Raw genomic sequence first — 23,749 nt, 5'->3', positions numbered from 1 at the left:
TCGCTTTTCGCCGCGAGGTTTGGCATGGTGGGGTGATGACGTCGGATCGATCGGTTTGCGACCTCACTGCCACGGCCCTCGCACGCGCCCTCGCGAAGGGCGAACTCTCCTCGCGCGACGCGGTCGAGGCGCATCTGGCGCGGATCGCGAGTCTTGATAGCCAATTGGCGGCCTTCGTGACTGTCGATGCGGAGGGGGCCCGCCGTGCCGCTGATATCTGCGACGCCGCGCCAACGCGGGTCGGCCCGCTGCATGGGGTGCCCATAGGGATCAAGGACCTCACCGACACTGCGGGGGTTGCGACCACGTACGGATCGGCTCTGTTCCGCGATCATATTCCGGCCGAAGACGATCTCGTGGTCGCGCGATTGCGGCGCGCTGGCGCGATCATTCTGGGAAAGACCAACACACCCGAATTCGGCTTCGGCGCGGTCTGTACCAACAAATTGTGCGGGCCGACGCGCAATCCGTTCGATCCGGTACTGACTTCGGGTGGATCTTCCGGTGGCTCCGCGGTTGCGGTCGCGGCCGGCATGGTGCCGTTGGCCCATGGCACCGATTTCGGTGGCTCCGTGCGCACGCCCGCAAGTTTTTGCGACGTCGCCTCGATCCGGCCGACGCCCGGCCGCATCCCGGCGCCGCATCGCCCCCTCGGCTGGGACATGCTCGCCACCCACGGTTTTCTCGCCCGCGGCGTCGACGATCTCGAGCTTGCGCTGTCGATCTGTGGGGGAGGCGATGTGCACGACCCACTCTCGATCGGTGTCGTCAATGAGGATCGGCCGGTTGCAGTGCGTCCCCGGATCGCAGCGACGCCCGATTTCGGGATCGCGGCCGTCGCGCGCGATGTCCGTGCACGTTTCGCCGCGGCCTGCGAGGCGCTCGGAGCCGTGGCCGATGTGGTGCCGTCCGCGCCCGATTGCGGCGGTGCGATCGAGGCATTTCGGACGCTGCGCGCCGCGCACATCGCCAACGGCTATGGCGAGCTGCTGAAGTCGCGCCGCGCCGAGCTGACGCCCACCGTGATCTGGAATATCGAGGCGGGCGCAAAGCTCTCCGCGGAGGACTATCTCAATGCCGAGCGTCGCCGCACCGCGATCTATCGCAGCTTTCGCGAGCTGTTCAGCCGCGCCGATTTCCTGGTAGCGCCGGCGGCGTCCGTTTTGCCCTGGCCGAATGAGATCAGCGACGTCACCACGATCGATGGCGCGGCGCTGGAGACGCCGATCGATTATCTCGCCGTCACCTTCATCGTGTCGCTGGTCGGTTTCCCGGTGCTGACCCTGCCGGCCCCCCGAGCGGAGAACGAGCTGCCGTTCGGTATCCAGATCATTGCACCGCCGGGATGCGAATCCCGCCTGTTTGCCTTCGGCCGTACGATTGAGAACAAGCTTGGTTTTTCGCATCGCTGGCCGCAGCTCCCCTAGTTATCGCGATGCTCGAGCCGGGCGGCGAGCGCATCGGCAAGACCAAGGGTGGGTTTGGCGGCGGGCCGGCGGTACGTGCCTGCGGTTGCCTTGCGCAGGCGAAGCGCGACCAGGGCCTCGGCCTGCTTCACCGACGCGATGACTTGATCGACGACTGGGACGGGGATCCGGTCGGCCACGCGCTCGGCGAGGCCCGAGAGCGGCGCACCTGCAAAAATCAAGACGTCCGCGTCGTCCTCCACGATCGCGCGCCTGGCGAGATCGACCAGCACATCCTCCTTCTCGGTGCCGACCTCGGAGATCGCCTGGAACGGCGTATCGAGCATGCGGATGCCGGCGCAGCGCTCCCACAGCCCGTGGGCGCGGACGCATTCCTCGTACCAGGGGCCGAGCGCCTGGGCGAAGGTGACGATGGCGAAACGCCGTCCGGCCATGCAGGCGGTCAGCATCGCCGCTTCCGCCATGCCGACCACGGGAATGTCGAAGGTTTCGCGCGCGGCGAACAGGCCGGGGTCGCCGAAGGCGGCGATGATCGCGGCGTCGACCTTGCGATGCTGCCCGGCCAGCATCTCCAGCGCAATGGCACCGCCGATCTGTGCCTCGGTGCGTGTCGAGATATAGGGCACGCCGCGGGTCGCGGTGCAGGGGATCAGCTCGGTCCCGGGCGCAGCCGCGCGCTGCCCGACATCCGTCATCAACTGGGTGACTGCGGTGCTGGTGTTCGGGTTGAGCAGCAGCAGCTTCATGATTGCGCCGCCGTCTGCTTGGCTTGAGAGGCCGCGATGACTTCGAGCAGCGCCGTGCCGGTGCGCCGAACATGGGCGCCGAGCAGGCGTCCTGCGGTTTCGCTATCGCGCGCCTCGAGCGCGGCAAGGACGCCGGCGTGCTCGTCGACCGAATTGCTCCAGCGCCGGTCGGCGCCGAGCGCGAGGTAACGCGCGCGCTCGGCGCGGGAGATTAGCGTCACGTGCGCCTCGCGCAGCGGCGTGTTGCGCGCCATGCGGACGATGGTGTCGTGGATCTCGCCGTTGATGGCGAAGTACTCGTCGAGCTTGCCGTTGCGATGATGACCTTCCATGCGGGTCTGAAGCGTGCGCAGGCGGGCGAGATCGCGCTCGGTGGCGCGCTCGGCGGCGAGCTCGGCGGCCAGCCGCTCGATGCCGGCCAGCGCCTCGAACAATTCCGAGATGCCGTCGACGGCGAGGTCGGCGATGCGCGGGCTGCGGTTGGGGCGGAGCTCAATCAATCCCTCGGCCGCGAGCACTTTCATCGCCTCGCGCAGCGGAGTGCGCGATACGCCCAGCTCCTTCGACAGCCTGGTTTCCTGGGTCTGCGATCCCGGCGGCAGCTCGCCGCGAATGATCATCGTCCGCATCCGCGCGGCGGCGCGCTCATGCAGGCCCATCCGTTTGAGTTTGGGCGACTTTCGGCCCGGGTTGGGTTCGGATTTTGCGGCACGCCGGCCTTCCTGCTGACGTGCGATCGTAGCTAATTTCCTTCACGTGAGGTGCCCAAATAGAAGACGTATGTGGCTCAAAACACGTGCATATCGAATAAATTGTATGCAGCATGCAGATTGCGGGTTGCGTGGACCGATGCGGACGCGGATGATCCTTTTGAGGAAGCGGAGGAGCGCTTTCGCCGCAACGGAGCGACTGCGATCGATGTCAATTGTGCGCAAACGCCTCGGCATGATCACGCCGTCCTCCAATTCGGTGCTGGAGCCCGTCACCAGTGCGATGCTCGCCGGCGTGGCCGATGTCACCGCGCATTTCTCGCGTTTCCGCGTCACCGAGATCGCACTCGACGCCGCCGCGCTGAACCAGTTCGACGCCTCGGTGATGCTGCCTGCGGCGGACCTGCTGGCCGATGCGAAGGTCGATGCCATCGCCTGGAACGGTACGTCCGCAAGCTGGCTCGGCATCGGCAGAGACCGGAGCCTTTGCGAGGCAATCACGGTGCGCACCGGCGTGCCGGCGACGACCTCCACGCTCGCCTGCATCGATGCCGCTCGCGCGCTCGGCGCCAAACGTGTCGGCCTGGTCTCGCCCTATACCGACGACGTGCAGCGGCGGATCGGTCACATCTGGGCCGAGGAGGGGATCGCCCCGCACGCGGAGCGGCACCTCGGACTGCGCGACAATTTCTCTTTCGGCGAGGTCGCGCCTGCGACGATTGCTGGCATGATCCGCGCTGTGGCGGCTGACGGCGCCGATGCTGTCGTCATCCTCTGCACCAACCTCGACGGCGCCGCGCTGGCGGCTTCGCTCGAACGGGAATTGAATGTCGCGGTGGTCGATTCGGTAGCGGTCACGCTGTGGCGAACCCTGGAGCTCGCCGGCGGCGATGCCGGGGCTCTTGCCGACTGGGGGCGGATCTTCCAGACATCGACGGTCATCAAGTGATGGAGACTCCTGTGACGCAGCTCGATCTTGCTATTCGCGGCGGCACCATCGTGACGGCCAGCGACGAGTTCCGCGCCGATATCGGCATTCGCGACGGCCGCATCGTCAGCATTGCTGATCATCTCGAAGGCGCAGCGCGCGAGATCGACGCGACCGGGCTGCTGGCCCTGCCGGGCGGGATCGACAGCCATGTCCACATCTCGCAGGCCTCCGGCCCCGACGTGGTGATGGCCGACGACTTCGCCTCAGCGACCCGTTCGGCAGCCGCCGGCGGCAACACCATGGTGCTGCCGTTCGCGCTGCAGCAGAAGGGCACGTCGCTGCGGACCTGCGTCGAGAACTACCGCAAGCTTGCCGAAGGCGAGTGCTATATCGACACGGCGTTCCATCTCATCATCTCCGATCCGACCGCGGTCGTGCTCGGGCAGGAGCTGCCGGCCCTGGTCAAGGACGGCTACACCTCGTTCAAGGTGTTCATGACCTATGACGACCTCGTGCTCAGTGACAAGCAGCTGCTCGAGGTCTTCGAGGTCGCGCGCCGCGAGGAGGCGCTGGTGATGGTCCATTGCGAGGGTTACGACGCCATCCGTTTCCTGACCTCCAAGCTGGAACGCGAGGGCCATATCGCGCCCTATTATCACGGCGTGTCGCGGCCACAGGCGGTCGAGCGCGAAGCCACGCATCGCGCCATCAGTCATGCCGAGGTGATCGGCGTTCCCATCATGATCGTGCACGTCTCCGGGCGCGAGGCGATGGAGCAGGTGCGCTGGGCTCAGCAGCGCGGATTGCCTGTTCATGCCGAGACCTGCCCGCAATACATTACGCTGACGGCTGACGACATGAAGGGTCTGAACATGGACATGTCAGGCGCGAAATATGTCTGCTCGCCGCCGCCGCGCGACGCGGAAAGCCAGCAGGCGATCTGGGAAGGCATCACCACGGGCGTGTTCCAGACTTTCTCGTCCGATCACTGCCCGTTCCGTTACGACGATCCCAGGGGCAAGCTGACGCCGAACGGCCGCACCTCGTTCCGCTGGGTGCCGAACGGCATTCCAGGTGTCGAGACCCGGCTGCCGATTCTGTTCTCCGAAGGCGTGTCGAAGGGACGGATCAGCCTGCAAAAATTCGTCGAGCTGACCGCGACCAACCATGCGCGCATCTACGGCCTCTATCCGCGCAAGGGCTCGATCGGCGTCGGCTTCGATGCGGATATCGTGCTCTGGGATCCCAAATTGAAGAAGCCTATTCGGCAGGCCGATCTGCATCACGGTTCGGACTACACGCCATGGGAAGGGTTCGACGTCACCGGATGGCCGGTAACGACGATCGCCCGTGGCCGGGTGGTGTACGAACACGGCAGGATCGTCGGCGACAAAGGCGCAGGCGACATTCTCAGCCGCGGCAGGTCGAGCCTGATCTGATCGGACTCAACGCGTTGCTGCTCAGCTATGGCGCCCGTGCGCGCGGCGCGACGGCCGTCTCAAGTCCACAGATCATGCCGGTCATATGTTCGTATCCAGCCTTCGCATGCGGCAAAACGAATCTAATCAATTCGGACAAGGTTGTCAGGCCGTCCCCCATAAGGCGACGTCCTTGACACGATTCTCGAAGCTGCCTGGTGGCGTCGTCCGACCTGTGCCGGGCGCTCAGCCGTGCGGAATGAAGCCGTTCAACGAAGCGTCATGGCGCAGATGTTCGACCAGCCCGGCGGCATCGCGGCCGCCATTGCGCTTGGGATCCTTCATTTGCGCGCAGATCTCGGCGCCGCTTTTTCCGAACCGGATGAAGTCAACGGGAGCGAGTTGCCAGTCGATGCCGGCGCGGGGCGGAGCGGGAGCCGGTTCGTTTACTTGCGTCGAAGTCATGTGACAGGTTGAGCAAGGGATCGCCTCCTTGTCTTTACGGCTTTCTCCACCGTGGATGTTCATGCCAGCGGGCAGCATCCGCGCTCTCCTGCATGAACAGTTGATAGACGGTTGCCGGCGCGTCGCCGGCCCTACTTGCCGGCGTGGGCGCGGAGCTGATGTCATGGCTGGATTCTCCCGCACGTCAATTTGGGCAAGTATCAGTTCATTCGGATTTGGCTAGGCGGCCATTCGCAACAGATCGACGATGTCGGCTTCGCTTTTAAAAGGCCGCGGATTGGCCTGCACGAAGCGATGATTGATCGCAATCTTGCTGATCTGCTCGAAATTGTCTTCGCCGATCCCGACGTCGGCAAGGCGACCGGGTAGTCCAAGTCTCCTGGTGAATTCTGCGAAGGCGGCTGCCGCTTCCATGCCCGGCTCGCCAAGAGCCGCTGCTAAGCGCGTTTGCGCATCCTCTGTGAACGCCTTGTTGTAGCGAAGTAGGCTCGGCATGATGACCGGTGTGCAATAATAGTGTGGTACGCCGAAGGTCCCGCCAAGCACGTGGCCGATGCCGTGACTGGCTCCCATCGGGACCCGCGCCTGGAGGCCGAAAGCGGCGAGCCACGCGCCATATTGAGACAGTCGACGCGCCTCCAGATCATCGGGTTGCTGCAAGGTCCGTTGCATTCCCTCCCGAAGCGTGCGGATGCCGGCCAGGACCACCTCGTCGCTAAGCGGCGTGCCGGCGGGTGAGCACAATGCTTCGATGCCGTGGTCCATCGAGCGCGTTCCCGATCCCATCCAGAGCTTCGAGGGCGTATGGACGGTAAGGGCAGGGTCGAGAATGATCGCCACCGGCATCATCAGAGAATGGAAGAAGATCTGCTTCAGCCTGCTGCGTTCATCGGTGACGAGCGCTGCTGCATTGTATTCGCCGCCGTTCAGCGTGGATGGCACCGCGATCTGTCGAACCTTTGGCGATCGGAACGGAGAGACGGTGACGCCCGGGCCCATGGGAAATGGATCGAAACCCGCTTCGTCACGGATGTCATGTTCCATCGCCATGATGACGATCTTGGCGAGATCGATCGCCGAGCCTCCCCCGACGGCGACCACCAGGTCGGCTCCGGCGTCTTTGGCTTGACGGGCAACCTCGGCAGCTTGCTTGCGCGTGGTGTGCTCTGCAATTCCATCGAAGGTCGCGACATGTCTTTCGCCGAGCGCACGCCGGATCTTCTCGATCTCGTCGGTCTTGGTATTCAAGGTGCGGCTGACGATCAGGAAGACGCGCTTGGCATCCAGCCGCACCGCTTCATCGTTCAAGGCCTCAGACGCAGCTTTGCCGTAAACGACACGGTCGATCGCCGGAAAATTGTGTATCCCTGCTTTGCGCATTTGCGTTCTCCCTGTGAGTTATCAAGCACCGATCTTCAAGCGGCGACAGTGTCGCGAATCTGTCGCGACGCCGTTTCCAGAAAGGCCTGAGCGAGATCGGGATCGTTGACGACGCGTGAGAGTGTCAACGCTCCGACCATCGTCGAAAGAATGGCCATGGCTTTGCTCCTGGATTCCTCGTCGCTCGTTTCGGCAATCAGGCGGCTGAGGATTTCGATATGCGCTTTGATCCCGCCTTCGAACGACGCTTTCACCTCGCTGCTCTGTCTGGCCACATCCGAGCCGAGCGCCACGATCGGGCAACCGTCCATCTTTTCGTCGCGATGATCCGTGCTGAGATAGAACCCCATCACCGCCCAGAGGGGATCCTCAGGGGCCGCGGCGATGGCGGTCGACCATCGCAGCGTGGCGCTCTCCAGCGCGCGCGTCGACGCCTGCGCGGCCAGGTCCTCCTTTGACTCAAACTGCTTGTAGAATGCGCCTTGGGTCAGCCCGGCAGCTTCCATCAGGTCCTTGAGGCCGATGCCGTCAAATCCCCGCGACCGAAACAGGCGGCTTGCGACATTGATGACGTTTTGCCGGTTTTCCTCAGCCTGAATGCGACTCACTCGCATCATTGGTCTCCCCATTTTAGATTGCGTTCGACATCTATTATCCGATATAGAGCTCGAACGCAATCTATCTGGCATGAGGCCACGTTATGAAAAAGCGACAGATGATCGTGCTGGGGAGCGTCCTGATCGCGGGATGCGCGGTGGCCGCATTCGTTACGCTTCGCGCGCCGGCGGCCTCGGCCGTGAGCGATCCGAGGCAAGAAGCCCCGATCGTCAGGATCACGGCCGCGGCGCGGGTGACCGGATCGGAGCGTGGCTTCACCGGCATCATCGGGGCGCGGGTGCAGAGCAGCCTCGGTTTTCGCGTTCCCGGCAAGATCGTGGAGCGGCTTGTGAATACCGGTGAGCAGGTCAAAGCCGGTCAGCCGCTGATGCGGATCGACGAAACCGACCTTCGTCTTGCGGTCACGGCGAAGCGCAACGCCGTTGCTGCCGCGCGCGCGTCCGTCGTGCAGACCGAAGCGGACGAACCGCGATACGCCAAGTTGGTGAGCAACGGCTGGGCTTCCCGACAGCGCTACGAGCAAGCCAAGGCCGCGCTGGATACGGCCGAGGCGCAGCTTGCGAGCGCTGAAGCCGATGCACGGGTTGCCGAGAACGAGGCGACGTACTCGATCCTGGTCGCGGACGCGGACGGAACGGTGGTCGAAACGCTTGGCGAGCCCGGGCAGGTCGTTTCGGCCGGCCAGACGGTTGTTCGGATTGCCAAGGCCGGTCCTCGCGAGGCGGTGGTCGCGCTCCCTGAAACGATCCGGCCGGCAATCGACTCCGTGGCCGAGGCCAGCGTGTACGGAGTAGCCGAAGGGTGGCGCTATACGGCGCGTTTGCGGCAATTGTCCGACGCCGCCGATGCCCAGACCCGAACCTATGAAGCCCGGTATGTCCTGGACGGTGAAGCCGCGGCCGCACCACTTGGCGCGACGGTGACCATTCGGCTACCGAGCCAAACGAGCGAGCCGCAAGTTCAGGTGCCGCTCCGAGCAGTGCTCGATGATGGCCGCAAGACCGGAGTTTGGATCCTCGACAGCGCCACCTCAAGCGTACGCTTTCGGCCGATCAAGCTTGTTCGGGTGACCGACGAAACCGCCGTGATCTCCGGCTTGAATTCTGGTGATCCAATTGTTTCGCTCGGCGCTCACCTCCTGCAGGAGGGCGCTCGTGTCAGGACCGCCGCTGAAAGCCGGAGCAACTGAAGCGTCTCAATCGTTCCGCCCCAGCCGCTGGAGAAGCACATGTACAGCTACATCGTCGAGCAGGAAATCCGAAAGACCTTCGACCATGTCAACAACCATCGCTGGGATGAAGCGGTGAAGGCGGTCGCGCCGCACATCCATCACCGTGTTTCCGGCCATCACGCGTTGGGCGGGGAGCGCCACGACAAAGCGGCCCTGCGCCGCTGGTTCGAGCGGCTCGGACGCGTCCTGCCCACGCTCCATATCAGGGTCAACAACGTCTGGGTGAAGGGCTGGCCCTGGAACACCACCGTGTTTGTCGAATGGGACGGCACCGCAACGCTGCTCGATGGCGACGGCTCGTACGTCAACCGCGGTCTCCACGTGTTCACCCTGCGGTGGGGCAGAGTCCATGCCCTCGAGGAATTTCAAGATTCACAGGAAGCCGCGCGCGGGCTTGACGCCCAAGCGGCAGCTGGCCTCAAGGAAGCTGCCGCCCAGCCAATTGTAAGTTAGCAGATGAACCTTAATCTTTCCGCGATCGCCGTTCGCGAACGGGCCGTTACCCTGTCTTCATCATCCTGCGTTCGGGTTCAACGCCATTCTTGGCCTGATCGGACTGGCAGGCATCCTGATGCGCAATACCCTGATCCTGACCGAACAGATCAAGGAGAATCGTGCTGCCGGCCTCGATGACTATCACGCCGTCATCGAAGCCACCGTGCAACGCACCAGGCCGGTGATCCTGACCGCACTTGCCGCCGTGCTGGCCTTCATTCCTCTGACGCATTCCGTGTTCTGGGGATCGATGGCCTATACGCTGATTGGCGGCACGGCAGTTGGCAAGGTCCTGATCCTGCTGTTCCTTCCTGCGCTTTATGTGGCCTGGTTCGCATCAAGCCAGCCCCGGACGAGCTCTATGAGCGTTCGGCGAAGGATGCAGAATTGCGAACAGCAATCGCCGCCGAGTAGGGCTCGGCGAAATCTATCCCTGCTGCGCCGTGGGTGCCTGGCTAGATAAGCCAGGCACTGCGTGGTCTCGCGGCGGCCTTATAGTTCAAAAAAGAATGTGCGCAGCAGCATGGAAATGCGCCAGCGATCCTGTCCTAGAACAGCCGAAAACGCGGCCTTATACGCAGGATTTAGACCAAATTATTTCCAAGTACGAGGACGGGGCCTGTCGTCCAAGTCACGGCACGTGAGCATCTAATCGCTTGACGAGTTCAAAAAAAGAACTGTAGGCTGCGCACGAGATGGCCGAACGCAACGGCCGCGACGTGCCGGATTTACGGCTGGACCTGTTCTGCGCGATGCCTCTTCGCAAAGGGCGCGACGAGCCGCCACCGGCGCAACAAAACAAAGCCGCACACTCGAGAAGGGGTGCAAGTTTGGGAGGACGCAATGCTGGTGAGATGGAAGATCGTCGCGGCTCTGGCTCTATTCCTGAGTGGTCCCGCATTCGCCGCCGACGAGCCGGGAATCTCTGCTACCGAAATCAAGATTGGCGGGGTTTTTCCCTTCAGCGGACCGGCATCATCGATCGGTCTCGTGGGCAAGGGGCTCATGGCCTACGTTCAGGCGTTGAACGACCGCGGCGGCGTCAAAGGACGCAAGATCAACTACATCGCCTATGACGACGGATATAGTCCTCCCAAAGCGGTGGAGCACGTCCGCAAGCTCGTTGAGAGCGACGAAGTGTCGTTCATGTTCGGCCAGCTCGGAACCCCCGGCATCTCAGCCACTGCAAAATACCTTAGGGCCAAAGGGGTACCGAGTGTCGCCATCGTCAGCGGCTCGTCCAAGTTCACGGACGTCGCCAATTACCCGCTGATCACCACGGGTCTTGTCAGCTACGACACCGAAGGAAAAATCTACGCCAAATACCTGACGAGAACGCTACCGAACGCCAAGTATGCCATCCTCTATCAGAACGACGATCTCGGCAAAGATTACCTCGCTGCCTTCAAGGCGTTTCTCGGCAAGGATTTCGACCGCAAGGTCGTCAGTGCTTCCTACGAGGTCACTGAACCGACGATTGATTCGCAGATTACCAATCTGAAGAGCTCGGGTGCCGAGGCCTTGGTGATCGCCGGGACGCCGAAGTTCGCGGCGCAAGCCATCCGGCAAGCTTCGGTGATCGGCTGGAAGGCGACCGTGATCATCAATTTCCCGTCCGGATCGGTCGGAGGCACGCTTGCACCGGCCGGGCTCGACAAATCGGTCGGCGTGATGGTCGGCACGACCAACAAGGATGTCCTGGACGAGACATGGAAGGACGATCCGGGCATGCGGGCTTACCGGGCATTTTTCGACAAGTATCTGCAGGGCGCCGATATCACCAACGGCAGCTATCTGACCGGCTATCAGCAAGGCGTCCTGCTCGAGCAAATCCTCAAGCAATGCGGTGATGATCTGTCGCGGAAGAATATCCTGGCGCAGGCGAAGAACCTGAAAGACGTCGTCGTTCCGACTGTGCTGCCCGGGATCAAGGTCAACACCAGCGAGACCGAGAACATGATCTGGACGCAGATGCGGCTGCAGCGCTGGACCGGCACGACGTGGCAAGCGTTCGGAGACGTCCTGGACGCCAGGTCCGAGTGACGCTTGGCGCAGCCCGTTCTATCCATCCGCGGCAATTCAGGAGATCGTTTTCGATGTCGACGAAGCCATTGACGTTTGCGCCAAGGGAGCTCTCCGTCGAGCGCCGGACCGACGGCACGCTCATATTGAGGTCGCCGCTCGAATTGGGGCCATGTGACTGGCGCGTCACCGATTTTCTGCCGCGCTGGGCAGCCGCGGCTCCGCAGCGAATATTCCTCGCACAGCGCAATGCCAAAGGGGATGGGACGAGATCACCTATGGCGAAGCATGGTCGCAGGTCCAGGCGGTCGGCCAGAGTCTGATGGACATGGGCGCAAAGCCGGCTGACAGGCTGGCCGTGCTTTCGGGCAACTCCATCGAGAACGCGGTGATCTCCTTTGCGGCGATGTCGATAGGTGTCATTCTGGCGCCTATATCGCCGAACTACACGCTGATGCCCGGCGGCCTTGCGCGCCTCAAGGACATCGCGCAGGTGCTGCGTCCGAACTTCGTTTTCGTTCAGAGTGGACGCGACTTTTCCGCGGCCCGTTCCATTCCCGAATTGGCAGACTCGACCTGGATCAGCGTCGATGGCGCGCCGGAGACGACGCCCTTCCGGGTCCTGACGGATCGAACGGACCGTGAAGGATTCACGCGTGCGTCGGGTGCAATCCCCAGCGACGCCGTTGCAAAAATTCTCTTCACCTCCGGTTCGACCGGCCTGCCAAAGGGCGTGCTGAACACGCATCGCATGATGGCGAGCTCGCTGCAAATGGGGAGCCTGCTGGTGTCGCCTCCGGAGGCGCCGGTTCAGGTCGAATGGCTGCCGTGGCACCATACGATGGGCAGCAACGTCATTCTTCACGGCATTCTCAGGAACGGCGGGACGCTCTACATCGATGACGGTCGGCCGCTGCCTCAGCTCTTTCACAAATCGGTGGCGAACCTCAAGGAGATCTCGCCGACGGCGATGTTCAACGTTCCCGCCGGCTATAACCTGTTGTGCGATGCCATCGAGAACGACTTCGCCCTCGGCGCCAGCATCTTCAAACGGCTGGATCGATTGAGCTACGCGGGGGCTGCCATTTCGCAAGGAACGCTCGAAAAACTCTATCGGCTGACTTCATCGGTCACGGGCCGGCGGATTCCGGTGATGTCGGGGTACGGGACGACCGAAACGGCGCCGACAATCAGCACGACGCATTGGGCAACGGATCGGCCGGGCGAGATTGGCCTTCCCGCGCCGGGCGTGCAGCTGAAACTGATCCCTGTTTCCGACACGTACGAGGCCAGGGTCAAGGGCCCCAACGTCACCCCCGGTTATCTCGGCAGAGCCGATCTGACGGAGAAGGCTTTCGACGAGGAGGGGTTCTACCGCATCGGCGACACCGTGTCGTTTATCGATCCCGAGAAGCCGGAGTTCGGTCTGCGTTTCACCGGCAGAATTTCGGAGAACTTCAAGCTCGCGAACGGCACCTGGGTTGCGATCGGCAATATGCGTGCCGCCATCCTGGCCGCAACGCGCGGCGTCCTACTGGACATTGTCGTTGCCGGAGAAAACCGTGATGCCTGCGCGCTGCTGTGCTGGCTGAATCCAACCGAGGCGGCGCGGATTTCGAACGCGCCGGCTGCGGATTTGACCTGCGACCCCAAGGTGATCGAATTCCTGAGACATCGTTTGCAGGAATACAATGAGGCCGTCGGAAGCAGCGAAAAAATCTGCACGTTCACCCTGCTGAAGGATCCGCCCTCATTGGCCGCGGGAGAAATCACCGACAAGGCCTATGTCAATCAACGTGCTGTGCTCAAGCACCGGGCTGAACAAGCGGACCGTCTCCACTGCAACGAACCCGACGCAGCCGTGATTCGAGTCTGATTCAGTGCCTGACGCCGGTGGCCGGCTCAAGCGGCGCTGCGGCGCGCCTTTGCCTTCGGCTTGTCAGGTGCGGCTGTCGTCAGCGGGCTTTGGGCGCCGGGGCCTGGATGGGTATGAACCTCCTTGGCCGAGAGCGGCTCGCCGCATTCAGAGCACACCATGACCGGGTCGAAGTCCTTTCCGCACTTGCGGTGCTGGTGCAGCAGCGGCCGGCCGCGCTCGTCGACCATGTGAGTGTCGCCCCAATGCACGAGCGCCATCATGATCGGATAAAGGTCGAGACCCTTCTGGGTCAGGATATATTCGTGCCGCTTTGGCGCCTCCTGGTAGGGAATGCGGCGCAGAATGCCCTGCCGGACCAGCTTCTTCAGCCGTTCGGCGAGGAGATGACGTGTAATTCCGAGCGCCGACTGGAATCCTTCGAAGCGCCGCGTGCGCAAAAAACATTCGCGCAGGATCAGAAGGGTCCAGCGGTCACCGATCACGCCGATGGTTCGGGCCATCGAACACGGCTCTTCCTCCAGTTCTTTCCACTTCATCCGTATTCTCCAGTCATCCCAGCGAGACCCGCTCGAATCGCTGCCGAGGCCGCCATATTTGCCTTGCATTCTAGATAGGTACTGAATTCCAAACAATACCCGATGAAACGGTCAAACCAGCATAAATCTAGCCGAATTTGACAGTTCGTTTTTAGAACTGTAGAAGTGAGAACAGGCAAGCCATGCGATTGGATCGCCGGTCCCTGACCATCCAATACGCTCTGCGGGAGAAAGCGGTCATGACCCTCAAGGTTGAATTCCAGTTCGATTTCGGCAGCCCAAACGCGTATCTGGCGGAGGTCGCCATCCCCGGGATCGAGCGGCGGACCGCGGTAAAATTCGAGTACGTCCCGGTCCTGCTCGGCGGGATCTACAAGGCGACCGGCAACATGTCCCCGTTCGACTCGCTTCGCGGGATCAAGAACAAGCCGGAATACCAGGCGCTCGAGACCCAGCGGTTTATCCGCCGCCACAACATCACGAAATTTCGTCAGAATACCTTCTTTCCAGTCAACACTTTGATGCTGATGCGCGGCGCCGTCGCGGCCCAGTTCGAAGGCGTATTCGAACCCTATTTCCGCGCCGCCTATCATCACATGTGGGAGGAGCCCAAGAAGATGGATGATCCCGAAGTGTTCCGGACCGCATTTGCCTCCTCGGGGATCGACATCGACAGGCTGGTTACGCGCGCGCAGCAGGATGACGTCAAAAAGAAGCTGATTGACCTGACCAATGACGCCGTCGCCCGCGGTGCCTTCGGCTCGCCGACATTCTTCGTCGGCAAGGAGATGTTTTTCGGCAAGGATCAACTCCGGGACGTCGAGGAATCGATCGTCGAACAGACCCGGCAGCCCGTTTCCAAGACCGGCTAGTTACCGACTTGCGGTCCGTGCGGGTTGAGGCGAAGGGCTGGCGGTAAGCCGGAGTTTATCCTCAGCCCGTCGGCAGAAAAACAATCCAGGGAGAGTGAAATGGCTGGTCCGCTTAGCGGCGTTCGTGTCCTCGATCTGACCGGCGTGGTGTCGGGCCCGTTTGCGACCATGTTTCTGGCGGACCAGGGCGGCGACGTGCTCAAGATCGAGCCGATCGGTGGCGATATCACCCGTCGCAGCCGGGCCACCATCGACAAGGACGGCGAGTTCTCCGCGCTGTTCATCTCGTCCAACCGCGGCAAGCGTTCGCTCTCGATCGACGTCAAGAGCCCCGCCGGGCACGAGGTGCTGGCCAAGCTGGTCGCGCAGGCCGATGTTCTGGTGCAGAACTTCCGGCCCGGCACCATGGAGCGCCTCGGCCTCGGCGTCGAAGAACTGCGCCGGCGTCATCCGCGCTTGATCTATGTCTCGATCAGCGGCGTCGGCGACACCGGGCCCTATGTGAAGAAGCGCGTCTACGATCCAATCATTCAGGGCCTGTCGGGCTTTGCCGATATCCAGTCGCAGCCGGTCACCAATCGCCCGCAGATGATCCGCACCATCGTGTGCGACAAGACCACCGCCGTGTTCACCGCGCAGGCGGTGGCGGCGGCGCTCTACGCGCGTGAGAAGACGGGGCAGGGGGATCATATCCAGGTCGCGATGCTGGACGCGATGATTTCCTACCTCTGGCCGGAAGGCATGATGCAGTACACGGTGGTCGGAGCCGAGGCCGCTGCCGCCGATCCCAACGACCGCCCGGATCTCGTGTTCAAGACCAGCGATGGTTACATCACGGCCGGCACCATCTCAGATTCCGAATGGCAGGGCTTCTGCCGCGCGTCCGGCGATCCCGAACTCGCCAACGATGCCCGGTTTGCGACCCCGTCCGCGCGTTCGGTGAACGCCACGGCGCGCATCAACAAGATGGCGGAGTATATCGGCCGGCACACGACCGCCGAATGGCTGGAGCGGTTGGACGCTGCGGATGTCCCTTGCGCGCCGATCCTGCGGCGCGGCGAGATCATCCACAATGAGCAGGTCGTGGCGCGCGGAATCATCGCGGAGTTCGACCAACCGAAGGTCGGCCGTGTGCGCCAGCCCAAGCCCGCGGCTCGCTTCGAGGTCAACCAGGCTGCCATCGGCGGACCGGCCCCGCGCGTCGGGGAGCACTCGCGCGAGGTGCTTCGCGAACTGGGCTACGATGATGGCGCGATCGACGATATGGTCGCTGCACGCACGTTACGCGTGGCCATGTAGGTCGATGCACTTCGCGCGTCCGGCGAACGGTTCTCAGGCCTTGGCAGGCGTCGGTTTAATTGGTGCGCGCGGAGCATTCGCGGCAACCGCTCGCTGGTAAGCCTCCCGGCTTCGCATGCGCTCGAGATAGGGCTGCGCATTGTCGCAGATGCCTACCCCGTAGGCGACCGCCCAGTCCAGGCACGTCGTCAGCAGGATGTCGGCGCTGCTGAATCGCTCGCCCATGATAAAATGTCGGCCGTCGGCCAGCGCGACCTCGACATGGCGCAGCTGCGCCCAAAAGTATTCTGCGGCTTGAGCTACGACCTCCGGCGCGACGCCGTAAATTGGGCCGAGCGCATCGGCGCTGTGACGGCGCATCACATACAGGCTAGTCGAGTCGAGCTCGGTGACGATAAAGAAGCACCATTCCAGCCACGCGGCATAGTCGCGGGTGGATTCAGGGATCAATGCACGCTCCGGCGTTGAGTACATCCGCGACAGATAAGCGACGATCGCGGCGCTCTCGCCGATGCGGAAATCACCGTCCTGCAGCAGCGGAATCTTCTGGCGCGGATTGAGCCTGGTATATTCGGCGGTCTTGGTCTCGCCGGTCCGTGGGCCGATCGGTTTGATCTCGTAGGCCAGCCCCAGCTCGTGCATCGCCCAGTGCGGCCGAACGGTGCGGCTTGTCCCGACGCCCCACAAAGTGAGGTCTGGATTGTCGCTCATGTCACCATTTCTCTACGGCGGGGCGAAGATCGAGTTCATGGGTCCAGCCGTCGCGGCTTTGCTGATGGGCAAACCAATACGCTTCGGCAATTGAGGAGGTCTTGGTCAGGCTGTCGGGCGGGATCTCACTGGCCTCGATCCCCCTGGCCGCTTTCATGCGCTGATGAATAGCCTCGCTATCGACGCCAGCGTCGATGATGAGATGGACGACGTGAATGTTCTTGGGCCCGAGCTCGCGCGCCATCGCCTGGGCCAGCGCGCGAAGGCCGAATTTTGCCGACGAGAACGCGACAAATCCCTTGCTGCCCCGGATGCTTGCGGTCGCACCGGTAAAAAGAATGGTGCCGCATCGGCGCGGCAGCATGACGCGCGCGGCTTCGCGTCCGACCAGGAAGCCGGCGTAACAGGCCAGCTCCCAGGCCTTGAAGAAGAGCTTTTCGGTAGTCTCCAGCAGGGGCTTGTTGACGTTCGAACCGGCATTGAACAGGCAGATCTCGATCGGACCGATGTCGCGCTCGACGCCCGCGAATAGCTTCTGGACTTCTGCTTCCTGACGGGCGTCGACGCTGAAGGCGTGGATGTTGTGGCCTTTCGCCCTGAGCTCGTCGACAAGCGCCTGAGATTTGGTCGGATCGCGTCTGCAGATGCAAATAGTGTAGCCGCCGCTGGCAAACCGCCGCGCAACGGCAGCGCCGATGGCATCACCCGCGCCGACCAGCATCGCGACCCCGCGACTTTCTCCCATGCTGCCTCTCCCATAAGTTCTTATTTGATACGCTAGGGGTATCGGTTGGAAGTCCGGTTGTAAACGGTGTTCTCAAGAGCGCTGGAACAGGGCAGTAAGCTTGCCGTTTTCTGATCCGATCGTGACAACAAAATAGCGATTGACGAGTTCTAAAAAAGAACGCATGTTTCGCTTCGAGGCGCAATGCTGAAAAAGGCGCCGATGTTTTTCAGTCGGGAGGCGGTTAGTCGTGGCGAAGCTGTCGCAAGCACTCGGTCTCGATCAAACCGCTTTTCGGTTTGCTGGCCGCATCGACCAATCGACAGATCGCCATCTTGCCAAAGCGGTGGGCCAGATCGGGCCGATCGAGGACTGCGCCACGACCATGGTAGCCTCGATCGGCGCGATGGCGAATCCCGATCGTTCTGGTCTCGCTCAAAAAATGTGGTCCACCAGGGCCGATAGAACTGCTTCGCACACAGCGCGCCTAACCTAACTGGGAGAAGTTCCTTGAAAAAGAGAAATGCAACCGTCGCCGTGATCGGCGCGGGCGATTTCATCGGCGGCGAGATCGCCAAGAAATTTGCCTCCGAGGGCTTTACTGTCTTCGCGGGTCGCCGCAACGGCGACAAGCTGGCGCCGCTGGTCAAGGAGATCGAGGCTGCCGGCGGCGAGATCCACGCACGTTCGCTCGACGCGCGCAAGGAGGAGGAGATCGTCTCCTTTCTGAGCGACGCCGACAAGCACGCACCATTGGATGTCTGCATCTTCAATATCGGTGCCAACGTCAACTTCCCGATCCTCGAGACGACCGAGCGCGTGTTCCGCAAGGTCTGGGAGATGGCCTGCTACTCCGGCTTCCTCGCCGGGCGCGAGGCGGCCCGGCTGATGCTGCCGCGCGGCCAGGGCAACATCTTCTTCACCGGTGCGACCGCTTCATTGCGCGGTGGCAGCGGCTATGCCGCCTTTGCCAGCGCCAAATTCGGACTGCGCGCTGTGGCGCAGGCAATGGCGCGCGAACTCGGCCCGAAGAATATCCACGTCGCGCACCTCGTTATCGATTCCGGCGTCGACACCGAATGGGTCCGCCAGCGGCGCCTGGAAGCGCTCGGGCCTAATGCGCTCGACGATCCGGATCTGCTGATGCCGCCGGCCTCGGTCGCGGCGTCCTATTGGCAGCTGTATCAGCAGCCGAAGAGCGCCTGGACCTTTGAGCTGGAAATCCGCCCCTTCGGTGAGAAGTGGTAGGAAGCGCAGATGGAACTCGCACTGTCTCCCGAAGATGCGGCCTTCCGTGATGAGGTGCGCGCTTTCATCGCCGAAAACTATCCGAAGGAAATGCGGGTCCCTAATCCGGAGACCGACCTGACCAAAGAGCAATCGTTGCTCTGGCACCAAATTCTCTACGAGAAGGGCTGGATCGCGCCGCTTTGGCCCAAGGAATTTGGCGGCCCTGGCTGGTCGATCACCCGGCGTTTCATCTTCGAGCAGGAGACCAGCCGGGCCGGGACGCTGCCGCCGTTGGCGTTCAGCGTCACCATGGTTGGTCCGGTCATTTACACCTTCGGCAATGATGCCCAGAAGCAGAAGTTCTTGCCGCGGATACTGTCGGGTGAAGACTGGTGGTGCCAAGGCTATTCCGAGCCGGGCTCAGGCTCAGACCTCGCCACCGTCCGGACCAAGGCTGTGCGCGACGGCGACCATTACATCGTCAACGGTCACAAGACCTGGACAACGTTGGCGCAGCACGCCGACTGGATCTTCTGCCTGGTGCGTACTGATTCGAGCGCCAAGCCTCAGGCGGGCATCTCGTTCCTCCTGATCGACATGAAGTCGCCAGGCGTGACCGTGCGTCCGATCATCACGATCGACGGTTCGCACGAGGTCAATGACGTCTTCCTCGAGGATGTCCGCGTTCCCGTCGAGAACCTGATCGGCGAGGAGAACACGGGCTGGACCTACGCAAAATTCCTGCTGGGCAACGAGCGCACCAGCATGGCCGGGATCGGCCGGTCGACGCGCTACCTCGACCGGTTGAAGAAGATCGTGAAAGCGGAGATCGCAGCGGACGATCCGGCGCATCTCGAATTTCGCAAGGAGATCGGCCGGCTCGAGCTCGATGTGCTCGCGCTCGAGGCCACCGAGCTGCGGGTCGTTGCCCAGATGGCGCGCGGCATCGATCCGGGGCCCGCGGCCTCGCTGTTCAAGATCCGCGGCACCGAGATCTTCCAGGGCATTACCGAGCTCACACATCGTGCCATCGGCAACTATGGCCTGGCGCTTCGCGAGCAACCGTCGGGCGCAAACCAGTTCATGCCGGGTGCCGATTACGGCCACACAGCGTCGGAGAAATACCTGAACGCGCGCAAGCTCAGCATCTACGGTGGATCAAACGAGATCCAGCGCAACATCATCGCCAAAGCGGTGCTCGGTCTCTAGCAACAGCGCAACAAGAGGATCGGATGGATATCCAGTTCACGGAAGAGCAGGAACTGTTGCGCTCCAGCGTACAGCGTATGCTACGCGACCAATACAGCTTCGAGGCGCGCCGCAAGATCGTGGCCAGCGAAGAGGGCTGGAGCCGCAAGCAATGGGGCGCTTTTGCGGAGCTCGGCCTGCTCGCCGCGCCATTCTCCGAGGAGAGCGGCGGACTTGGTGGCGGCCCGCTCTCTACTATGATCGTTGCCCAGGAGTTCGGCCGCCACCTTGTCGTGGAGCCGTACGTGGAGACGGTCGTGCTGGTCGGCGGCTTGATCGAGCAGGCAGGGACGAAAGAGCAGAAGCAGGCCTTCATTCCCGATATCATCGCCGGACACAAGATCTGGGCGCTGGCCTGGACCGAAAAAACTCGCGCTTCGATCTCGCCAATGTCGCGGCCACGGCGCGGCGAGAGGGAAAGGACTACACGCTTAGTGGTGAGAAGACCGCCGTCATAGCGGCGCCTTGGGCCGATTATCTCATCGTCTCCGCCCGGACTGCCGGCAAGCGCGACGATTGTGGCGGCGTCAGCCTGTTCGTCGTCGACGCCCGGGCGGCGAATCTCGAATTGCGGAGCTTCAAGACCATCGACGGCCGCCGTGCCGCGGAGATCACTTTCCGCGATGTTCGCGGCGAGTTGCTCGGCAGCGAGGGCGAAGGCGTCGCCCTGCTGGAAGGCTGCCGCGACAGGGCCATCGGCGCGCTCTGCGCCGAGGCGGTCGGCGCGATGGCCGAACTGAACTCTGCGACGCTGGAATACGCCAAGGCCCGAAAGCAGTTCGGCGTCACCATCGGCAGCTTCCAGGTGTTGCAGCACCGGATGGTCGACATGTTCATCGCGCATCAGGAGGCGCTTTCCCTGATGCAGCATCTCAGTCTCAGCCTCGGTGCCGGCGAAAGTGGCATCTCGCGCCTCGCCTCCGGCGCCAAGTCGAGGGTCGGCTATGCCGGCAAGTTCATCGCCGACCAGGCGGTGCAGCTCCACGGCGGCATGGGCATGACCGACGAATTGAACGTCGGTCACTACTTTAAGCGAATCTCCTCGATCAATATCCAGTTCGGCGATCCCGCTCACCACTTGCTGCGTTATGTGCAGCTCGACGCGGCAGCGTAACCAAAGAGGCAGCCATGACGACAGAGGCAGTTATCGTTTCCACCGCCCGCACCGGCGTCGGCAAGGCCTATCGCGGTGCGCTGAACAACACCGAGGGGCCGACCATGGCTGGCCATGTGATGGCCGAAGCGGTGAGGCGCGCGGGCGTTGAGCCGGACGAGGTCGAAGACGTGGTGATGGGTTGCGCGATGCAGCAGGGCACCATGGTGATGAACGTCGCACGCAAGGGGGCGGTTCGTGCCGGCCTGCCGGTCACCGTCGCCGGCACCACGATCGATCGGCAGTGCGCCTCCGGCCTGCAGGCGATCGCGGTCGCGGCCCGCTCGATCATGCTGGATGGCGTCGAGATCGCGATCGGAGGCGGCATCGAATCGATCAGCCTGGTGCAGAACGACCACATGAACAGGTTCCACGCCGTCGACGACGAGCTGATGGCGATGAAGCCCGAGATGTACATGTCGATGCTCGACACTGCCGAGATTGTCGCCGAGCGCTACAAGATCGGTCGCGACCGGCAGGACGAATACAGCCTCGAATGTCAGCGCCGCATTGGTGCCGCGATGCAGGCCGGTCGCTTCAATGACGAGATCGTCCCGATCACAACGACGATGGCCGTCGTCAACAAGGACACCAGGGAAGTCTCCTATCAGCAGGTGACGCTGTCGAAGGACGAAGGGCCGCGCCCCGAGACCACGGCGGAAGGACTGGCGAAGATCAAGCCGGTATTCGAAGGCAAGACCATCACGGCCGGCAATGCCAGCCAGCTCTCCGACGGAGCATCGGCCTGCGTGCTCATGAGCGACAAGACCGCCGCCAAGAAGGGCCTTAAGCCGCTCGGCATCTTCCGCGGCTTCGTCGCCGCCGGAGTCGAGCCGGACGAAATGGGCATCGGTCCGGTCGCGGCGATCCCGCGCCTTCTCAAGCGCCACGGCCTGAGGATCGATGACATCGATCTTTGGGAGCTGAACGAAGCCTATGCTGTCCAGGTGATCTACTGCCGCGACAAGCTCGGCATCGATCCGGACAAGCTGAACGTCAATGGCGGCTCGATCGCGATCGGCCATCCCTACGGCATGACGGGCAGCCGGCTTGCGGGCCATATCCTGATCGAGGGGCGGCGGCGCAAGGCGAAGTACGGCGTGGTGACCATGTGCATCGGCGGCGGCATGGGCGCGGCCGGCCTATTTGAACTCGTCAACTGATCGGAAAGCGGAGAAAGCGCACGTGAAGACAGCAATCACTGAACTGTTCGGCATCCAGCATCCGATCATCCAGGGCGGCATGCATTATGTCGGCTTTGCCGAGCTTGCCGCCGCGGTCTCGAATGCCGGCGGTCTCGGCATCATCACCGGCCTGACCCAGCGGACGCCGGAGCTGCTGGCGAAGGAAATCGCGCGCTGTCGCGACATGACCGACAAGCCGTTCGGTGTGAACCTGACCTTCCTGCCGAGCTTCACTGCACCGCCTTATCCGGAATATATCGCCGCCATCAAGGAAGGTGGCGTCAAGGCGGTGGAGACCGCCGGCCGCAGCCCGGAAGCGTACATGCCCGCGCTGAAGGCTGCCGGCATTAAGGTGATCCACAAATGCACTTCGGTGCGGCATTCGCTGAAAGCCGAGAAGATCGGATGCGACGCCGTCAGCGTCGACGGCTTCGAATGCGGCGGCCATCCCGGCGAGGACGATATCCCGAACATGATCCTGCTGCCGCGCGCGGCGGATGAACTGAAGATTCCGTTCGTGGCCTCGGGTGGCATGGCGGATGCGCGCAGCCTCGTTGCTGCGCTGTCGATGGGCGCCGCCGGCATGAACATGGGTACCCGCTTCGTCGCAACCAGGGAAGCTCCCGTCCACGCCAACGTCAAGCAGGCCCTCGTCAAAGCCACCGAACTCGATACCGTGCTGGTCATGCGCGCGCTGCGTAACACCGAGCGCGTGCTGAAGAACAAGGGTGTCGATCAATTGCTCGAGGTCGAGCGCGAGAAGGGGGCGAGCCTCAAGATCGAGGACATCCATGAGCAGGTCGCGGGTGTCTACCCCAGGGTGATGGTCGATGGTGACATGGATGCCGGTGCTTGAGCTGCGGCATGGTGGTCGGACTGATCCACGATATCCCGACGGTGAAGGAGCTGATCGACCGCATCATGAGGGAAGCCGAGCAGATCATCCGGCAGCGGCTGACTGGATTTCTTGACGGTACTGTCGCCGATCTGGCCACGCGCGCCGTTGCTTGACAAAGGTTTGCATGCGAGCGCTTCAGTGCCGAGATCAATGCTCGCTGATCGCATTGAGCAGCGGATCGGCGTGACCGATTGATCTCTCAAGTTGGGGGGGCGGGCCAGGCCGACAAGCAAGCTGAAATGTCGTTTTCACCGAGGAGCGGCCAATGAAGTACTATCTCTGCAAGTACATTCCGCCCCGGGCGGATTTCCTGGCGACCATGAGCGCCGCTGAGAAACAATGGATGAAGCAGCACGGTGCGTTCCTGGATGATCTGCTCGCAAAGGGGCAGATCGTCGCGCACGGTCCCGTCACGGACCCGCGTGGCGGTTATGGCGTGTCGCTCTATCAGATCCCAAACGATCTCGACATCGAGGCGGTCACCTCGGAAGATCCTGTCGTGAAGAACGGCGCCGGCCACTATGAGCATTACCCGATGATGCATTTGAAGGCGCGCGGCTGAGATCCTCCCC

Annotated in this window: 22 protein-coding genes and 3 pseudogenes; 17 read left to right on the top strand and 8 right to left on the bottom strand. The window is 62.6% G+C overall.

What is annotated here, in order from left to right:
* Nucleotides 1-35 precede the first annotated feature (35 nt).
* The gene (locus AB3L03_RS04980; protein ID WP_085362426.1) at nucleotides 36-1,427 is read left to right on the top strand and encodes an amidase; all 1,392 of its coding nucleotides are present in this window, start codon (nucleotides 36-38) and stop codon (nucleotides 1,425-1,427) included.
* On the opposite strand, the gene AB3L03_RS04975 is transcribed toward AB3L03_RS04980, so the two are convergent.
* A complete protein-coding gene (locus AB3L03_RS04975; RefSeq protein ID WP_018458756.1) occupies nucleotides 1,424-2,173 on the bottom strand; it encodes an aspartate/glutamate racemase family protein in 750 nt (249 codons plus the stop codon). The genes AB3L03_RS04980 and AB3L03_RS04975 overlap by 4 nt on opposite strands.
* Nucleotides 2,170-2,832, bottom strand: coding sequence for a GntR family transcriptional regulator (locus AB3L03_RS04970; protein ID WP_210350989.1), 663 nt, complete (start codon nucleotides 2,830-2,832; stop codon nucleotides 2,170-2,172). The genes AB3L03_RS04975 and AB3L03_RS04970 overlap by 4 nt, the downstream gene beginning before the upstream one ends.
* 259 nt (nucleotides 2,833-3,091) lie before the next feature.
* Between AB3L03_RS04970 and AB3L03_RS04965 the strand changes: the two genes are divergently transcribed.
* Together AB3L03_RS04965 and hydA are read left to right on the top strand one after the other, a co-directional pair.
* The gene (locus tag AB3L03_RS04965; RefSeq protein WP_368508309.1) at nucleotides 3,092-3,832 is read left to right on the top strand and encodes an aspartate/glutamate racemase family protein; all 741 of its coding nucleotides are present in this window, start codon (nucleotides 3,092-3,094) and stop codon (nucleotides 3,830-3,832) included.
* Between the two features lie 11 nt (nucleotides 3,833-3,843).
* Complete coding sequence (hydA, locus tag AB3L03_RS04960) at nucleotides 3,844-5,253, top strand: dihydropyrimidinase (RefSeq protein WP_026233655.1); 1,410 nt, start codon at nucleotides 3,844-3,846, stop codon at nucleotides 5,251-5,253.
* A gap of 225 nt (nucleotides 5,254-5,478) precedes the next feature.
* Here the strand turns inward: hydA and AB3L03_RS04955 are convergent, their stop codons facing one another.
* From AB3L03_RS04955 to AB3L03_RS04945, 3 genes are all read right to left on the bottom strand, one after another.
* The gene (locus AB3L03_RS04955; protein ID WP_231188681.1) at nucleotides 5,479-5,775 is read right to left on the bottom strand and encodes a hypothetical protein; all 297 of its coding nucleotides are present in this window, start codon (nucleotides 5,773-5,775) and stop codon (nucleotides 5,479-5,481) included.
* Nucleotides 5,776-5,916: 141 nt separating this feature from the next.
* On the bottom strand, nucleotides 5,917-7,077 hold the full coding sequence (locus AB3L03_RS04950) for an iron-containing alcohol dehydrogenase (RefSeq protein WP_018458761.1): 1,161 nt from the start codon (nucleotides 7,075-7,077) through the stop codon (nucleotides 5,917-5,919).
* A 35-nt stretch (nucleotides 7,078-7,112) separates the two neighbouring features.
* Complete coding sequence (locus AB3L03_RS04945) at nucleotides 7,113-7,691, bottom strand: TetR/AcrR family transcriptional regulator (RefSeq protein WP_204513916.1); 579 nt, start codon at nucleotides 7,689-7,691, stop codon at nucleotides 7,113-7,115.
* Between the two features lie 86 nt (nucleotides 7,692-7,777).
* Between AB3L03_RS04945 and AB3L03_RS04940 the strand changes: the two genes are divergently transcribed.
* From AB3L03_RS04940 to AB3L03_RS04920, 5 genes and pseudogenes are all read left to right on the top strand, one after another.
* Nucleotides 7,778-8,884: an efflux RND transporter periplasmic adaptor subunit gene (locus AB3L03_RS04940; RefSeq protein ID WP_204510819.1), complete on the top strand. Its 1,107-nt coding sequence runs from the start codon at nucleotides 7,778-7,780 to the stop codon at nucleotides 8,882-8,884.
* A gap of 39 nt (nucleotides 8,885-8,923) precedes the next feature.
* On the top strand, nucleotides 8,924-9,379 hold the full coding sequence (locus AB3L03_RS04935; protein WP_231188679.1) for a nuclear transport factor 2 family protein: 456 nt from the start codon (nucleotides 8,924-8,926) through the stop codon (nucleotides 9,377-9,379).
* 70 nt (nucleotides 9,380-9,449) lie between these two features.
* Nucleotides 9,450-9,835: pseudogene (locus AB3L03_RS04930) on the top strand (efflux RND transporter permease subunit); the annotation flags it as partial.
* Between the two features lie 429 nt (nucleotides 9,836-10,264).
* On the top strand, nucleotides 10,265-11,464 hold the full coding sequence (locus AB3L03_RS04925; RefSeq protein WP_085362428.1) for an ABC transporter substrate-binding protein: 1,200 nt from the start codon (nucleotides 10,265-10,267) through the stop codon (nucleotides 11,462-11,464).
* Nucleotides 11,465-11,621: 157 nt separating this feature from the next.
* Nucleotides 11,622-13,319 (top strand): AMP-binding protein, encoded by a 1,698-nt coding sequence (locus AB3L03_RS04920; protein WP_368509129.1) that lies wholly within the window; start codon nucleotides 11,622-11,624, stop codon nucleotides 13,317-13,319.
* 26 nt (nucleotides 13,320-13,345) lie between these two features.
* On the opposite strand, the gene AB3L03_RS04915 is transcribed toward AB3L03_RS04920, so the two are convergent.
* Complete coding sequence (locus AB3L03_RS04915; protein WP_018458768.1) at nucleotides 13,346-13,858, bottom strand: helix-turn-helix domain-containing protein; 513 nt, start codon at nucleotides 13,856-13,858, stop codon at nucleotides 13,346-13,348.
* A 239-nt stretch (nucleotides 13,859-14,097) separates the two neighbouring features.
* Between AB3L03_RS04915 and AB3L03_RS04910 the strand changes: the two genes are divergently transcribed.
* Both AB3L03_RS04910 and AB3L03_RS04905 read left to right on the top strand, forming a co-directional pair.
* Entirely contained in the window at nucleotides 14,098-14,730 is a 633-nt protein-coding gene (locus AB3L03_RS04910; protein WP_085351026.1) for a 2-hydroxychromene-2-carboxylate isomerase, read from the top strand.
* 99 nt (nucleotides 14,731-14,829) lie between these two features.
* Nucleotides 14,830-16,029, top strand: a complete 1,200-nt coding sequence (locus AB3L03_RS04905; RefSeq protein WP_204510821.1) for a CaiB/BaiF CoA-transferase family protein — start codon at nucleotides 14,830-14,832, stop codon at nucleotides 16,027-16,029.
* Nucleotides 16,030-16,062: 33 nt separating this feature from the next.
* Here the strand turns inward: AB3L03_RS04905 and AB3L03_RS04900 are convergent, their stop codons facing one another.
* Both AB3L03_RS04900 and AB3L03_RS04895 read right to left on the bottom strand, forming a co-directional pair.
* Nucleotides 16,063-16,740 (bottom strand): glutathione S-transferase family protein, encoded by a 678-nt coding sequence (locus tag AB3L03_RS04900; RefSeq protein ID WP_368508308.1) that lies wholly within the window; start codon nucleotides 16,738-16,740, stop codon nucleotides 16,063-16,065.
* A gap of 1 nt (nucleotide 16,741) precedes the next feature.
* The gene (locus AB3L03_RS04895) at nucleotides 16,742-17,485 is read right to left on the bottom strand and encodes an SDR family NAD(P)-dependent oxidoreductase (RefSeq protein WP_026233658.1); all 744 of its coding nucleotides are present in this window, start codon (nucleotides 17,483-17,485) and stop codon (nucleotides 16,742-16,744) included.
* A gap of 229 nt (nucleotides 17,486-17,714) precedes the next feature.
* Here AB3L03_RS04895 and AB3L03_RS04890 point away from each other — a divergent pair, with 229 nt between their 5' ends.
* The 7 genes and pseudogenes from AB3L03_RS04890 to AB3L03_RS04860 all read left to right on the top strand — a co-directional run bounded on the left by AB3L03_RS04890 (nucleotide 17,715) and on the right by AB3L03_RS04860 (nucleotide 23,739).
* Nucleotides 17,715-17,960 (top strand): hypothetical protein, encoded by a 246-nt coding sequence (locus AB3L03_RS04890; protein ID WP_368508307.1) that lies wholly within the window; start codon nucleotides 17,715-17,717, stop codon nucleotides 17,958-17,960.
* A 14-nt stretch (nucleotides 17,961-17,974) separates the two neighbouring features.
* Entirely contained in the window at nucleotides 17,975-18,712 is a 738-nt protein-coding gene (locus tag AB3L03_RS04885; RefSeq protein WP_018458774.1) for an SDR family oxidoreductase, read from the top strand.
* A gap of 9 nt (nucleotides 18,713-18,721) precedes the next feature.
* On the top strand, nucleotides 18,722-19,903 hold the full coding sequence (locus AB3L03_RS04880; protein WP_368508306.1) for an acyl-CoA dehydrogenase family protein: 1,182 nt from the start codon (nucleotides 18,722-18,724) through the stop codon (nucleotides 19,901-19,903).
* 23 nt (nucleotides 19,904-19,926) lie between these two features.
* Nucleotides 19,927-21,056 (top strand): annotated as a pseudogene (locus tag AB3L03_RS04875) (acyl-CoA dehydrogenase family protein).
* A gap of 14 nt (nucleotides 21,057-21,070) precedes the next feature.
* Nucleotides 21,071-22,258 (top strand): acetyl-CoA C-acyltransferase, encoded by a 1,188-nt coding sequence (locus AB3L03_RS04870; RefSeq protein ID WP_085350862.1) that lies wholly within the window; start codon nucleotides 21,071-21,073, stop codon nucleotides 22,256-22,258.
* Nucleotides 22,259-22,280: 22 nt separating this feature from the next.
* Nucleotides 22,281-23,290, top strand: a pseudogene (locus AB3L03_RS04865) (NAD(P)H-dependent flavin oxidoreductase).
* A gap of 152 nt (nucleotides 23,291-23,442) precedes the next feature.
* Nucleotides 23,443-23,739: a YciI family protein gene (locus AB3L03_RS04860; RefSeq protein ID WP_018458779.1), complete on the top strand. Its 297-nt coding sequence runs from the start codon at nucleotides 23,443-23,445 to the stop codon at nucleotides 23,737-23,739.
* Nucleotides 23,740-23,749: the final 10 nt, after the last annotated feature.

Origin of the sequence: Bradyrhizobium lupini (assembly GCF_040939785.1) — a bacterium.
Taxonomy (GTDB): Bacteria; Pseudomonadota; Alphaproteobacteria; order Rhizobiales; family Xanthobacteraceae; genus Bradyrhizobium; species Bradyrhizobium canariense_D.
The sequence above is the reverse complement of the archived record's forward strand: the minus strand, read 5'-3'. Positions and strand labels throughout refer to the sequence as shown.